General features: G+C 41.9%; 14 protein-coding genes and 1 tRNA gene. 3 read left to right on the plus strand and 12 right to left on the minus strand.

The window, feature by feature from the left end; genetic code table 11:
* Positions 1 to 3: 3 nt before the first annotated feature.
* Positions 4 to 432, minus strand: coding sequence for a 50S ribosomal protein L11 (gene rplK / locus RM556_RS16555; protein ID WP_311362348.1), 429 nt, complete (start codon positions 430 to 432; stop codon positions 4 to 6).
* A gap of 277 nt (positions 433 to 709) precedes the next feature.
* Here rplK and RM556_RS16560 point away from each other — a divergent pair, with 277 nt between their 5' ends.
* Complete coding sequence (locus RM556_RS16560; protein WP_311375141.1) at positions 710 to 1,627, plus strand: DNA ligase; 918 nt, start codon at positions 710 to 712, stop codon at positions 1,625 to 1,627.
* Between the two features lie 94 nt (positions 1,628 to 1,721).
* Here the strand turns inward: RM556_RS16560 and RM556_RS16565 are convergent, their stop codons facing one another.
* From RM556_RS16565 to RM556_RS16580, 4 genes are all read right to left on the minus strand, one after another.
* Positions 1,722 to 2,225: a fasciclin domain-containing protein gene (locus RM556_RS16565; RefSeq protein ID WP_409220103.1), complete on the minus strand. Its 504-nt coding sequence runs from the start codon at positions 2,223 to 2,225 to the stop codon at positions 1,722 to 1,724.
* A gap of 185 nt (positions 2,226 to 2,410) precedes the next feature.
* On the minus strand, positions 2,411 to 2,947 hold the full coding sequence (gene nusG, locus RM556_RS16570) for a transcription termination/antitermination protein NusG (protein WP_311362346.1): 537 nt from the start codon (positions 2,945 to 2,947) through the stop codon (positions 2,411 to 2,413).
* Positions 2,948 to 2,949: 2 nt separating this feature from the next.
* Positions 2,950 to 3,327 (minus strand): preprotein translocase subunit SecE, encoded by a 378-nt coding sequence (gene secE, locus RM556_RS16575; RefSeq protein WP_311362345.1) that lies wholly within the window; start codon positions 3,325 to 3,327, stop codon positions 2,950 to 2,952.
* A gap of 75 nt (positions 3,328 to 3,402) precedes the next feature.
* A tRNA-Trp gene (locus RM556_RS16580) sits at positions 3,403 to 3,479 on the minus strand.
* Positions 3,480 to 3,860: 381 nt separating this feature from the next.
* Here RM556_RS16580 and RM556_RS16585 point away from each other — a divergent pair.
* The gene (locus tag RM556_RS16585) at positions 3,861 to 6,188 is read left to right on the plus strand and encodes an ATP-binding protein (protein WP_311375142.1); all 2,328 of its coding nucleotides are present in this window, start codon (positions 3,861 to 3,863) and stop codon (positions 6,186 to 6,188) included.
* Between the two features lie 5 nt (positions 6,189 to 6,193).
* Here RM556_RS16585 and RM556_RS16590 read toward each other — a convergent pair whose 3' ends face one another.
* From RM556_RS16590 to RM556_RS16605, 4 genes are all read right to left on the minus strand, one after another.
* Positions 6,194 to 6,802, minus strand: coding sequence for a response regulator transcription factor (locus RM556_RS16590; RefSeq protein WP_311362344.1), 609 nt, complete (start codon positions 6,800 to 6,802; stop codon positions 6,194 to 6,196).
* Positions 6,803 to 6,836: 34 nt separating this feature from the next.
* On the minus strand, positions 6,837 to 8,045 hold the full coding sequence (locus RM556_RS16595; RefSeq protein ID WP_311362343.1) for a histidine kinase: 1,209 nt from the start codon (positions 8,043 to 8,045) through the stop codon (positions 6,837 to 6,839).
* Position 8,046: 1 nt separating this feature from the next.
* Complete coding sequence (locus RM556_RS16600) at positions 8,047 to 8,607, minus strand: DUF7010 family protein (protein ID WP_311375143.1); 561 nt, start codon at positions 8,605 to 8,607, stop codon at positions 8,047 to 8,049.
* A 127-nt stretch (positions 8,608 to 8,734) separates the two neighbouring features.
* Positions 8,735 to 9,919: an App1 family protein gene (locus RM556_RS16605; RefSeq protein ID WP_311375144.1), complete on the minus strand. Its 1,185-nt coding sequence runs from the start codon at positions 9,917 to 9,919 to the stop codon at positions 8,735 to 8,737.
* Positions 9,920 to 10,106: 187 nt separating this feature from the next.
* Here RM556_RS16605 and RM556_RS16610 point away from each other — a divergent pair, with 187 nt between their 5' ends.
* Positions 10,107 to 10,955 carry a hypothetical protein gene (locus RM556_RS16610; protein WP_311362340.1) on the plus strand — a complete coding sequence of 283 codons (849 nt, stop codon included), beginning with the start codon at positions 10,107 to 10,109 and terminating at the stop codon, positions 10,953 to 10,955.
* On the opposite strand, the gene RM556_RS16615 is transcribed toward RM556_RS16610, so the two are convergent.
* The 3 genes from RM556_RS16615 to RM556_RS16625 are packed head-to-tail and all read right to left on the minus strand — an operon-like array spanning position 10,937 to position 14,497.
* Positions 10,937 to 11,569, minus strand: a complete 633-nt coding sequence (locus RM556_RS16615; RefSeq protein WP_311375145.1) for a DNA-J related domain-containing protein — start codon at positions 11,567 to 11,569, stop codon at positions 10,937 to 10,939. The genes RM556_RS16610 and RM556_RS16615 overlap by 19 nt on opposite strands.
* Before the next feature lie 36 nt (positions 11,570 to 11,605).
* Positions 11,606 to 12,631 (minus strand): cupin-like domain-containing protein, encoded by a 1,026-nt coding sequence (locus RM556_RS16620; protein WP_311362338.1) that lies wholly within the window; start codon positions 12,629 to 12,631, stop codon positions 11,606 to 11,608.
* Between the two features lie 24 nt (positions 12,632 to 12,655).
* On the minus strand, positions 12,656 to 14,497 hold the full coding sequence (locus RM556_RS16625; RefSeq protein ID WP_311362337.1) for an ABC transporter ATP-binding protein: 1,842 nt from the start codon (positions 14,495 to 14,497) through the stop codon (positions 12,656 to 12,658).
* Positions 14,498 to 14,502 lie beyond the last annotated feature (5 nt).

Genomic DNA, 14,502 nt, shown 5'->3' on the forward strand with positions numbered 1-14,502 from the left:
CTATTAACCCTCTACTACCAAGCCCATACTACGAGCAGAACCCGCGATGGTATTCACTGCAGCGTCAAGGCTAGCAGCTGTTAAATCAGGTTCTTTTGTTTTTGCAATCTCTTCAAGCTGAGCGCGAGTAACTTTACCCACCTTCTCAGTATTAGGACGGCCAGAACCACTCTTGATGCCTGCCGCTTTCTTAAGTAAGAAAGACGCTGGAGGAGTTTTCGTTAAGAATGTGAAAGAGCGATCTTCGTATACAGTAATTTCTACTGGTACCGGAGCGCCTTTTTCAAGAGATTCTGTTTTTGCGTTAAACGCTTTACAGAACTCCATGATGTTAACACCATGCTGACCTAGTGCAGGACCAACCGGTGGACTTGGGTTAGCAGCGCCTGCTGCAACCTGTAGCTTAATTAAGCCAGTGACTTTCTTCGCCATTACTTTTTACTCTCTATTTGTGGGTATAACGCCTTGAAGATACTGAGAATATCTTCTCAAACGGCTTCCCTGTGCATAAAAAAGGGCGCAAATTATATGCTTTTGGTGCAGTAAACACAAGCCTTAATTCAAGTTATTTTAGCGTTTGCCGAAAAGCGCCCGAAAAAGGGGTCAGAGTTAGTTTTTTATTGGCAGAACTGTGCTTTGGTTGAGTTGTTTAAAACCTTGAAATTGAGCAAGATTTTGTATCAGCAATATGTTTTAAATCGAGAATAATATGATTACATTTTTCAAATCTAAACCTTATGAATTTCCCGCACTTAAACTAGTGATATTTGTACTGTTCAATTCATGGTGCATTGGTACTTCTGCCATGACGATTTCAGACGCTGTCGAAGTACAACTCGCAAAGGTATACGAAGCACAAGATGTGCAAGAATACTTGGTCAGTGAGAAATTTGATGGCGTTCGTGCAATTTGGCGAAATCGAACACTGATGACCCGTCAGGGCAACATGATCAATGCGCCAGCTTGGTTTACCGAACAACTCCCCGATATGTGGTTAGATGGAGAGCTATGGATATCTCGAAACACGTTTGAGGAAATCGCTTCAATCGTTAGTAGATATACAGCCGACAATAACGAATGGAAACGGGTGAAATATATGGTCTTCGATGCGCCAAATTTTGAAGACAAGTTCACAATCAGATCAAAACACTACACTAGCGTACTGCTGGCACTGAATTTGTCTCATGTTTTACCGGTTGAACAATTAACGCTTGCAACAAACCATCAACTCACGGAGTTATTAATGGATATCACTCAAAATGGTGCGGAAGGGCTTATGCTCCATAAGGCTGATAGCGACTTTCAATCTGGTCGAAGTGATGACCTGTTAAAATTAAAGCCATACATGGATAGTGAAGCACTTGTCTTGGGGCATATTGAAGGAAAAGGGAAGTACTCTGGCTTGTTGGGTTCTCTGTTGGTGCAAAGTGAGGATAAGAACGGAAACGAAGTGACGTTCAAAATCGGTACAGGCTTTACTGATTCAGAACGGAAAACCCCACCCGCTATTGGCAGCACAATAACCTTTACTTTTCACGGCTACACGAAAAACGGAGTACCACGGTTTGCCAGTTTTTTAAGAATCGCAAAGATGCGAGAAGCGCTGTTACCTTTCGACCTTCAATAGGCCCTTTTTCGCATATTGTATCGCGGGTTGATGCTGTCGCAGAAAATAGTTAGGGAAGAGATTAATACCCCTTCCCTAATATGGGTGATACTTCTTATGGCAAGATTACTGTGTCGATAACGTGAATTACGCCATTAGATGTTTTGATATCTGTTGCTACTACATTAGCGTTGTTAATTTTAACGCCGGCATCTGATACTGATACTGTAACATCTGAACCTTCTAGTGTAGTTGCTGACTTCAACTTCACTACATCGGCTGCCATCACATTTCCAGCAACCACATGGTAAGTCAATATTTGTACTAACTTGTCCTTATTCTCAGGCTTTAATAAGGATTCAACGGTACCAGCAGGTAGTTTTGCAAATGCTGCATTTGTCGGTGCAAAAACAGTGAGTGGACCATCGGCCTTCAACGCGTCGACTAAACCAGCTGCCTTCACTGCTGCAACCAAAGTAGAGAAGTCTTTGTTGCTTGCTGCAGTATCAACAATGTCCTTTTTATCGCCGTGGTGACCCGCAGAAGCAGTGGCGGCCATCATGAAAGTAAGTGCTAGTACAGAAACTGTTTTTAACATTTTATTGGCTAGAGCTGTCATAAATTATCCTTTTGATTGAAAGTAGTAAGAATCGCAAGATGCGTTTCTGTAGCTTGATACCGGTTTCCAACTCATAAAGATGTAACATTACAATTGTTTAATTTTTAACAATAAAAAAAGGGGGCAGAGTTAATTAATATGCGAATGCAAATTAATTAACTCTGACCCCTTTTTTGCTTTTAACTCTAGCCTTTTTCTACTTGACCGAACTCTAGTTCAACTGGGGTTGAACGCCCAAAGATGAGCACTGATACTTTCAAGCGGCTTTTTTCATAATCAACTTCTTCGACCACACCATTAAAGTCAGCAAATGGACCATCGGTAACGCGAACAACTTCGCCTGGTTCGAACAAGGTTTTTGGTTTTGGCTTATCAACTGATTCTTCAAGACGATTCAATATTGCATCAGCTTCTTTCTTAGTGATTGGCATTGGACGATCAGATGTTCCGCCAATGAAACCAAGTACTCGAGGAATACTTTTCACTAAGTGCCATGATTCTTCGTTCATTTCCATTTCTACTAATACGTAGCCAGGAAAAAATTTACGCTCAGACTTGCGCTTTTGACCAGCACGCATCTCAACGACTTCTTCTGTAGGTACAAGAATCTCACCGAAGTAATCTTCCATACCGTGCATTTTGATGTATTCAAGTAGGGTTTTCTGAACTCGACCTTCGTACTGAGAGAACGCTTGAACTACATACCATTTCTTGTCAGACATGCTTAACCTCCGATCCCAGTGAACAGACCAATTCCCCAAACGATGAACATATCAATCAAATATAAGAACAGACCAACGATTGCGGTAGCAACAAGGATGATTAGTGTCATACGATTGGCTTCGGTACGGTCTGGCCAGATAACCTTGCGTACTTCTGTGCGTGAATCTTTTGCAAAGACCAAAAACGCACTGCCTTTAGCTGTCGTTGCAGCAATGCCCAAAGATATAGCAACGATAGCTACCGCTCCTAAGGCTCTGTAAAGAACTGAAACGTCTTCATACGCACCATAAGCGTATACTAAACCGCCCAACAGCACGATTACTAATAACCACTTTACTAAGTCTAACGGGTTAGACGTGTTTTCTGCCTTTTCACTCATCAGTGTTACCCTAAACTAGCCGCGTCATAACGGACCGGCTATTAATTAATTCTTTTCACAGGATTCACCACAAAGTGGCAGGGGTGGAGAGACTCGAACTCCCAACCGTCGGTTTTGGAGACCGCTGCTCTACCAATTAGAGCTACACCCCTACATCCGTGCGATACATATTTTAGTTACATTTCCCTTGTGATGTTGTGTTCTTGAAAGGAAGTCATCAGCGTCATAAGGGAGGGACGCGTATTATACTCATGCAAGCAAGTTATACAAGTACCTAACTAGGATACTTTTCTATGTCGACTCGGTTTTTTAAGTATTTTCCTTCTACCTTTTCTATGTAGGGTCGAAACCGGTGTAATCAAGTTAATTAATAGAAACGTTCACCGAAGCGCACGCTCTTATGTGTGGCATCGCTTATCTACACCGAATCATTCCATTCATAAACTGCTTTATTATGGTTGCACTTTTATAATGAACACACTAGCCTTAGAGCTATTCAGCATCCTCGATATTTTAAAACCGAGCAGCATCTATTGAAGCAAATTGTCGTACTCTTTATTGCATGTTTATCAATGTTCACCGCCCATGTCTGCGCGGGTGACGATAAACTGGGCAAGCATACAATTCCAAACGAATTGAATATCTTATTTTTGAATGGTCACGATCCGGTTTTACCCTGGACCCAAGATATCATTAAAGGGATGTCTAGAAGCATTGCTAGAAGCCCTGTTAAGGTGAATCTTTTTGTAGAAAATGTATATACCGATCTGATTAAGGACGAAAGCAATTACTCAGCGCTATTGGCCAATATTGAGCGAGTATTTGCGAACAGAAACATTGATGTGATCGTTACGGATGATTTTTTAGGAAAGACACTGTTAAGCCAAATTCAACAAAAGCTTCGCTTGTATGACGCAGAGATCATCGTACTTAATGTCGTAGAGTCGAGTCATTTGAGTCTTTCAAATAATGATTCTGATAAAGACAAGTCAACCTTTATAACCCAGGTTAATGCTATATTTGATTTCGTACCAAAGCCCGGTCGTATAATCATTAACACCAATTTCGAAAATGAATATATTGCTCATTATAAAAAACTTATTCGACATATCAGTGACGCTTATCCAAATTATCAACTAGAGCAACTAGCGTCTACGGATGAAAATTTTGAACAAGAGTTGCGCTCACTTACATCGAACGACCTTTTTATATATTTTCCTGTATTTCAAATGCGCTCAGTCCAATCTACGTCTCCAAAATCAGCCTTGGAATACTATGCTCAACTCAGCGATGCCCCGATTTTTAGCTTTTGGAGCACTTTGGCTGGCTCAGGAATTGTCGGCGGGTATCTGTATGACGCTGAACTTCAGGGAAATGCGATGATAAACATGGCGCTTGCAAAAAAGGGGATTATTGCGCCACGGAAGTTTTACCCTGTAGCAAAATGGGTATTTGACGAGACACGTTTAGCACAATTTAACTTTACATTGTCCGATCAGTACCATGAGCGCGAGGTAAGCATCTTGAATCCTGATAGCAGCCTTGTAGAACGCTATGCATTGCAAATAGTATTTATCTTCGCGTCTATTTCTCTTACTTTACTTATCCTCTTCTATCTCAAACATACAAAACTAAAAGCTGCCCATCAACACTTACACGAAGCTAATTTAAAAGCGGGCCAAGAAACGAAACTGGCGATCGAATCGTCTGAATCAAAAAGTAAATTTTTGGCTATTATCAGTCACGAAATCCGCACGCCAATTAATGGCATGATGGGCGTATTTGATCTACTCAACACCACTAAGATGTCGCAACGACAACGAAAGTTAGTGGACATGGGCCGATTCTCAACAGAATCATTACTGCGAACGGTCAATGATATCCTTGATTTTTCAAAACTCGAAACGAACAACTTCACGCTGGATGTTGCTGGCTTTTCTCCAAAGTCGTTGATCACAGAATTAGTCGATTACGCTCAGATTTTGTGTGAGGACAAAAGTGTTGCGATTGAACAAGAAACGGAATTTTTAGTTGATGTCCCGTTATTGGGTGATCGAAGCAGAATTCGGCAAATTATCGACAATTTAGTGAATAATGCCGTCAAATTCACCCCAGAGGGTAAAATTTCGATTGGCGCTAAAATACATAAATCAGGTACCCACTATGAACTTGAATGTTGGGTAGCAGACACGGGTATCGGTATTTCCGAACGAGCCCAAGAACAGCTATTTTCTCCTTTTAATCAAATCCACAACTACTTGCAACAGTCGAACCAAGGGACAGGTTTAGGCCTATCCATATGTAAAGAACTGGTTGGCTTAATGAATGGACAAATAAAGCTAAACAGCGAGGTATCCAAGGGAACGAAAGTTGTTGTTAAAATCCCATTCCAGCGAGCACAGGCCATTGCAGCTATCGAGCATGAAACACTGCCTTTTGACACATCTTCATTGAAGAGTATCAACATTCTGTTAGTTGAAGACAATCCGATTAACCAAGAAATAGTCCGCTCTCAGTTGCAAACTTTTGGCTTAGATTGCGACATCGCTAGTGACGGTTTAGAAGCAATTGAATTACTGCGGTCTTTAGACAAAGTCTACGACCTGATACTCATGGACATCCAAATGCCGGTTATGGATGGTTATACTGCTGCAAAAAATATTCGCGCGGGTGACGCTGGCGAAAAGTATAATGATATCATCATCATTTCCCTGACTGCACACGCATCTTCCGATGAAAAAGCAAGAGCAATGCAGGCGGGCATGAATCGCCATTTGAATAAACCCATTGTCGCCAAGAAACTGATTTCTGAAATTTATGACGTGGTGGCTAAACCTAAAGGTGACCAAGCGTCTCAGTAGTCACTCTATAGCCACCCTTTCTGCCTAGCTATTCGCGCAGCATCGTTGCTATTCATTGCATTTAGTTTTGATATCGCTTCTGATAAATAATTGCGAACCGTGCCTTGGGAAAGAAACAATTTATCCGCCACCTGCTGAGTAGATAAGCCATCCCCTATCAGTTGTATGGCTTTGCGCTCTTTTTCAGACAAGGGGTCTTTGTCGCCCAAAGCAAGTACTGCCAATTCAGGATCAATAATCACCTTACCCTTGCAAATATCTCGTAATGAAGATACCAAATAATCACTAGGTACATCTTTAAGAATAAAGCCTTTTGCGCCACTCGACATAGCTCTCCGAACGTAACCTGCTTTAGCAAAGGTGGTCATGATAACAAACTTTATATCTGGGAATAGTTCAGAAACTTGTTCAGCTAGCTCAATGCCAGTGACATTCGGCATTTCAATATCGCTCAAGACAATATCAGGTAGTGCACTTGATTGAGTAAGTAAGTTTAAAGCTTGCTCTCCGTCTTCACATTGGTGAATTACGTCAAAGTCATCTTCCAATGAAAGCAGCGTCGAAATGGCATCTCGAATTAAGCTTTGGTCTTCTACCACCATGATTGTCTGCATTATCAATCCTTAGGCTATTTCTGCCAATCTGCGGCTATCTTTCGCTGTGTAGCCCGAGTTCAAGCTCGCATTTAAAACCGTTGTCGTGATTAAAATAAACAGTTGCAGAAATATTTCTACATCGCTCTTTTATACCAGACAAGCCATTTCCAAACTGAATATTCGATACTGCTCCATTGTCATGAACGATAACTTCAAGCGCACCTTGCTTTTCTCTCGCACTGAAATAGACTTCGCTGGCATTGCTATGACGAAGCACATTCGTGACCAGTTCTTTGAGTATCAGTACGAGCTGTGATTCACTTTTCAAGCTTAACTTTTGGAGCGCGTTTTCATCAATGTCGCAATCTACCATGATGGATTTGCTTTCCAGCAGTTTCGTCAAACTGCGCACTTCATCGTGCAAACTGCGGTGTTTGATATTGCTAACCGCTTTGCGTACATCACTCAAAATATCTCGAGAAATACTCGCAATATCACGCATCTCTTGTTGCGCTGCATCTACCTTTCCTTTAATAATTAATTTGTCGGCTAGGTCTGCTTTCACCGAGATGCTCGATAATGAGTGTCCGACAATATCATGTAAATCTCGACCGATACGTTCGCGCTCGGCAATAGTACTGATTTGTTCAATCTCTTCTCGAGAGCGCTCATTCATTGAAGCAAAACGCGTTTCTCGTCGTTCCAAAAAGCCGAAGCAAAACAACATTAGTACAGCCGCATAGATTGGCGTGAAGTGCGTGAACTGCCATTGAATAATAGTTTCGCTTAACCAAAAAGAATACGTGTCTTGTATCGCCCACCGGAAAGTGATGACAAGTAATAAAAAAATAAGCCAAGTACGACTCTGTAACAAGAAGGAAGGTCTTTCATTTTGTTCACTCGCCCCTCGCTCTTGAGAGGAAAAAGGTAAGTGATAGGCAATCACAAATGCGATATAAGCAAATAAAAATAAGCCACCATAAGTCAGTAAGGATGCCATAAAACAGACGACCACTACCAAGAGTAAATGTCCTAGGACTTGAGGTACTTGGCTACGTAAAGCCAACACATAGGTAAATAAAAAAGCCAAGTAAGCGAGTAGTAAACTGCCTAATTCAAATTGTGGTGTTTCGAAATAAAAGTAGGGTAAAAAATAAAATAACGAGAAAAGGACACTAACACCAGACCATATTTTCTTTCTACCCGCGACCAAAGAAGGCATGTTGACTTTGCGGCTTGCAACAAACTGAGTGGCAGACATTTCAAACTCCCTTTTCACAATGGACCAACTGAAACCTGCGCTCTTGAGCATAAATGGAAATCACATAAATCACCACTATTACTAATGAGATAGCTTCAAAGCGATGCTCAGGAAACAAGTACCAAACAGTGACAATGCCAACAGTTCTGCTTAGGGCATGAAAATAACCGACCCAATGTTGGATGATCCAAGAAAAAGGTATCCACATTAGTCCTGCCAGGATGCCGACACCTAAGGGCACAGCGGTATGGTCATATGTAGCAAATGGCAAGGCAACCGAAAACATTAAGAGGCACATGATCACCCCACCCATAAACAAGTTATAGAATACATTCTTTTCTCTGTGCTTACCAAAAAAGTCTTCACCCGTGAACTTGGCTATGAAGATTGCAAGATAGAAGATGCTGCCACAACCAAGCCACACTGCGTAAGTTTTTACATATTCATTGGCAAATAAAGAAATGATACCGATGAGTGCCCAGACAATCGCCCCTGCTAATGGCATTGCTAAGAAGCGACGTTGGCAGAATAATTCTCGTTGATGATCTAATGATGTATCCATAATGTTGCACCTGTTTATCAATAAGTTTTCGAGGTAAACAGTGTCTTACATTGGGATATATTCAGGTAGACACAAAAGTCATCAATACCACATGACATTTGTCACTGATTCAAATAAAAAGCTGAACTTAGCGTGTTGGCTTTAGAGACACTGGTAACTCAGATGCGTCTTTAAACAGAATGATAGGAAAGCCATCCATATTATCCATCAAGCCTTTCACTCGTAGTTGGTTGGTATCTTCAGGCCCCAAATCTCGGATGTAGATACCCTTTATCTGCTCAGGAAATTGCAGTTTTATGGCGCTGTATACTTCGGGGTCTTGTTCACCACTATCGCCGATCAACACGAACTGACGTTGCGGAAACTTTTCTAAAATTTGACGAATTTGACCTGGCTTTGTTGCTTCGCCATCCTTAAACAGTTCCAGCAAACTCTCATCTCGAAAACGAAATGACTTCAGCGAAAGGGAAAAGTCCGGGAACCCTGCCCGCTCCAGAAATGAAGTAAGTTCAGTATATAAATACCATGGACTAGAAGAAACATAGTGAAAGTTCACTCCTTGTTTAGACCAGGCGGAGTAGACTTCAGCAATATCAGGGACCGCGACGAATGGATTAAAAAAGGTATTTTCAATCAACGCTTGCTTAGATCTTACATCGCTAATTTTGACTGTATCGTCAATATCGCTGATGACCGAAAGGCCTTGTTGAGATATCAAACGTGCACGGCCGCATACTTTCCTAGCATTGACCTTCGCGCAGTAATATACGGTTGCAGTGGCAGGCTTTAGTGCCAACTCTTGAACAAACTGTTCAGCTAATAGATTGGCAGTCACGTGCCCATTCGCTTCAGTATTACCCACTCTAAATAACGACCTTGAGTCGGCATTTCCTGCTTGTTGTAGTTGCACCGTAAACCACTTTCCACGCTCGTTATCGACTAAGAAATGATTCACTCGTTGTTCAAAAGTAGCGACATTTTCTGATGAAACTTGAAGGTCGTAAACGAATGCCATACTTTCTTTCACCATTTTCATGCGCAATTGGCTGTTAACGGGTTCATATACCCAAGCATGCACAGGTATTTGCCACGTGTAGTTACCATCACCATCAATGTCACTTTGGAAAGCATCTGTTGTGAAGAACTGAAGCACTTCGTCTGGAGCAATATTAGACTCCTCTAGGTTAATAGGGTCATCTTGCGGATCCGTTCCTAAACGATTACCAAGTTGGTTTTCAAAAGCCGCACAAGCATTTACCCAAAGCAAACAGATGACTAAACAAACGCCTTTCCACCATCCTTGAAGTTGCATATCCCTACTCCTACAACACATTCACGTTACTTAACTGTTATTTGTCATCCACTAAACATGATATCTTGAACCTTTGCAATGACAAATCAGTTTAATTAAGTATTGGTTTTTAAAAGCGCTAATGATGCAAATCCTCAAAACAATCGCTTTGTAAGAAATCATTCACGCTAGGATATAAGGACATAATGTGAGCCCAGCAGTAAAAACATCGTTATTTTTCATTGCCTTATTAGTAGGACTAACATGGGCTTTCTCTTTTCTATTTGAAGCCGATACTACCGGTGTTTCGCGCAATGAAAACGGAGAAATCAAGTACTACGGCCCTATTGATAATGGACGTTTCGAAGAGTTCAAACGACTGTATCAACGCGGTGACCGATTGTTAATTAGAAGTACAGGCGGTGATCTAAATGTAGGGATGGCTTTTGGGCGATTCATTCATGAGAACAGGATTCCATTAGAGGTTGTCGACTTTTGTATCTCTTCTTGTGCGAATTATGTATTTTTATCTGCACCGGTAAAAACACTTAGTCGCCATGCCTTGGTCGTGTTTCACGGTGGTCCCAAGCAAAAGAACTTTCTTGACCAAATGGAGCGCGCGTACGCCGAGGATGCTCCGGTTGGGACAAGTTATGGTGTCGAAAACTACGAAGCCGTAGTGACAATTTCAGAAGATTATAGACAAGCCCGTTATGCTTTGCGAAGCGCAAACCAGCGAAACGAATGTCCTGAAGACCAAATACGGAATTTTGATGGCCGCTGCGTTCCATACAGCGCCCAACAACGTTTAAATTTTCTTATCAAAATGGAAGAGATGCTATATGACAGTGTCGATCCCTTTATGGATAAAAACATTCCTTACTATGGCCAGCTCCACGATTATGAAAGCACCTACCAGTCTTATAGATATTTCGGTTTTTACTACGGAATAGATACACTTGAAAAACTGAATGTAAGTGGTATTGAATTGAAAGATGGCGTTTGGGAGCCTGAACGAAATCCTTTGTTTGATGACGTTTACTTGGTTGAATTATAAATCACAGAATGAAGAGTAGTATAAGCGGCTAAAATAATTTGCGCCTGTTCTGCTGTTCCGCCTTTATCAGGGTGGTACATGTGTTGTAATTTCCGATACTGGCGCTTAAGTTCATCCAGTTGTAGGCCTTCAATAGCCTCTAATTGCATATGCTCCAACGCTACATTAATCTCTTCTAGCGTGGGTTCTTTGTTGGCTTTCATTCCTCCCATTTTTTGCCAAAATTGATTAAGTAAATCTTCAACACCAGCTTCATCTGTCTTTGATAGATTCTGCCAATCGAGGTAGTAATCTGCTAGTGGATCGGCTTGAACTAGGGCAGCATCTTGATCAATAAATGTCTCTAATTTGATTTTCAGTGCACTGATAGTTAGCTCACCCACTTTTTGCTGGCGCCATTCTTCACGCAAAATATAAAGCGCATGAAACAATACAAAATGTGTCTGGAAGAGCACTAAGGGCTCACGCAAAGCATCTTCATCAAATAAAAAAAATGGTTTCGCTTTTAATTTTGAAATGAGTTCAAACTCACTGATACCATCACGAAAAGCTGGCTGAAAGGAATGAAGAATCTCTGTTAATAGTTGCAGTAGTGTTTCGTGCTTATTGTTCACATTCATCCTCATCAACGTTTGTGATTGATATTCATTCTATTGCGAAAAATTCTTAATCCAATGCTCTAATACACGACGCTTCTCGTCATCCAACTCCCCTAACCAACCATGAGCATGTTCAGGTATGTGTTCACGTGAAGCATTAGCTTCGTCAAATACGTAATAATCTAAAAGCGCCCTAAAAGCGTCTTGCTGAGGCTTTGGTAAGGTCCGGAAAGCTTGGATTGCGTGTAATAGCGCACCGAGGGGCTTTGCAGTGCCAAAGTCATTTTGACTCCACCAATAGTTGATTAAGACATTAAAAGGAGACAATGACTGAACGTGATGCCACCAAGGAGTTGGAATGTAGATAGCATCTCCAGGTGCTAACTCTACAGACAAGCCATGTTTGTAAGCTTCTGCATATTTTGGGTGCGCATCAAGGTCAGGTTTTAGGATATTCACCAAACTAATGGCTTGTCCGGCTGGGTTGAAGTCGAGCGGGCCAATGTATAGGTTTTTTGTTTGTTGAGGTGGAAAGAGTGTAAAGCGTCTTCTCCCTGCTGCGACGACGGCGATATTATCTGTTTCATCAAAATGCGGAGCGACAATCACTCGGTTTCCAAACCAAATAAAGGGCTCCAAGCCTTTTTCAACCAGCGGGTTATCAATGTTATTCAGGATCTGAGGGAAATATTTTGCGACGGGCACACATTGAGCGGCATAATCAGGACTGTCATCTTTACCATTATCAGCTGTCTCTTGCATGCGTCGCAAGCAGTCATCTAAAGACAAGCTTGCGACACCAAAATTCATCCCTGTCATATCTGGGTTATAAAACATCCGGCTTTTTTCTTCGGCCAAAATACGAGTGACCGAAATAGCCTCGTTCAGCTGTGGTGCCTTTCTGCGCAAGTCATTGGGTGAATTCAAACCCGATTTAACAATATGCCAATGTTTGGCAAAGCCTTTCATAACGAATGGCTGGCCCATTGGTTGTAACTCTTGCTCAAACTGCTCGCGAGATACACGCTCAAATACCAAGGGGCTTGGCATATTGCTAGGTACAAAGCTTTCACTCACTTTTCTTGCTCCTCAGTTTGTCACTTAGTCTATACCGATAAACCCGCCAGTTTGATGCGCCCAAAGTTTTGCATAAATGCCATTTAAGGCGATTAGCTCTTGGTGACTGCCAGCTTCAACAACCTTGCCCTGATCAAGTACTAATAATCGATCCATTTGCGCAATGGTAGATAAGCGGTGTGCAATGGCCAAGACTGTCTTATCTTCCATGATTTTATCTAAACATTGCTGAATGGCCGCCTCTACTTCTGAGTCAAGCGCGGATGTTGCCTCGTCTAAAATCAAAATGGGGGCATCTTTTAGCATCACCCGAGCGATCGCAATACGCTGCCTTTGCCCACCTGAAAGTTTTACACCTCGCTCACCCACATGAGCATCATAGCCTGTGCGCCCTTTTGCATCACTCAGACTCAAAATAAACTCATGTGCCTCTGCTTGTTTGGCGGCTGTGATCATATCTTCTTCGGTGGCATCAGTGCGACCATAAATTATATTGTCCCGCACACTTCTATGCATAAGAGATGTATCTTGAGTGACCATGCTAATGTGTCCACGCAGGCTTTCTTGCGTGATATCAGTAATATTCTGTCCATCAATAAGTATCCGACCTGACTTAATGTCATAGAATCGCAAGAGAAGATTAACCAAGGTAGACTTACCAGCACCAGAGCGGCCAACTAAGCCGACTTTTTCACCTGCTTTAATATTGATATCGAGTTGTTCAAATACGCTTATTTCAGTGTTATTTTTTGCTTCATAAGCAAAGTTAACTTTTTCAAAGTCTATCTTTCCGCCCTGCATTTGCAGTTTTGGTGCATCTTTTTTATCCGTAATTGCAGCGGGCACGGCAAGCGTATTGATCCCATCTTGCACGGTACCGATATTTTCAAACAAGGAGGAAACCTCCCACATTATCCATTGTGACATACCATTTAAGCGCAGACTTAAACTCACTGCGATGGCGAGATCACCAGGAGATACAACGCCGTTGACCCACAAATATATAGCCAAAGCAGCCATTGAGAATACTAATAAGGAATTACTGGTCCAAACGCAGGCCTGCAAGACTGTCACTAGTCGCATTTGCGGATACACGGTTTGCAGGAAACCATCCATACTTTCACGCGCGTAGTTTTCTTCTCGCTTATGATGTGAAAACAGTTTCACCGTCATGATGTTGGTGTAACTATCAACTATCCGTCCGGTCATGATTGAACGCGCATCAGCTTGTTTTTGAGAGACTCTTTTTAGACGCGGCAATAGTATTCGCAATATCGTCACATAGGCCACTAACCAAATGATGAGCGGCATCGCTAAACGCCAGTCGGTCGAAAAAACTAGCACGATAATACTGATGAAATAGACACAAATATACACCGCCAAATTCATGATTTTCATCACAGTTTCGCGCACAGACAAGGCGGTTTGCATCACTTTGGTTGCAACTCGACCAGCGAACTCATCCTGATAAAATGACAAGCTTTGCCCTAATAGATAGCGATGAGCTTGCCAGCGAATACGCATCGGGAAGTTGCCCAATAAAGACTGATGAGTTAACGCAGATTCTAATATGACAAGGAAAGGCAATACGACCAAGACCACAACCGCCATCCAAATCAGGCTTGTCATTTCTTCATCAATAAAAGTGCTTTTGTCGCGCGTAGAAAACCAATCCACTAATTGTCCCATGTACCCAAACAATGATACTTCGAGCATCGCCACGAGTGCACTGATGGTTGAAACGGCAAATAGGACTGGCCACATTCCCGTAGAGTAATGACGGCAAAATGCAACAAAATCGGTAGGCGGCTTGCCTGGCTTAGTGTCTGGGAAAGGTTTAGTTAAACTCTCGAAAAATGAAAACATTCAAT

Source organism: Alteromonas sp. W364 (genome assembly GCF_031846205.1).
GTDB classification, from domain to species: Bacteria; Pseudomonadota; Gammaproteobacteria; order Enterobacterales; family Alteromonadaceae; genus Glaciecola; species Glaciecola blandensis.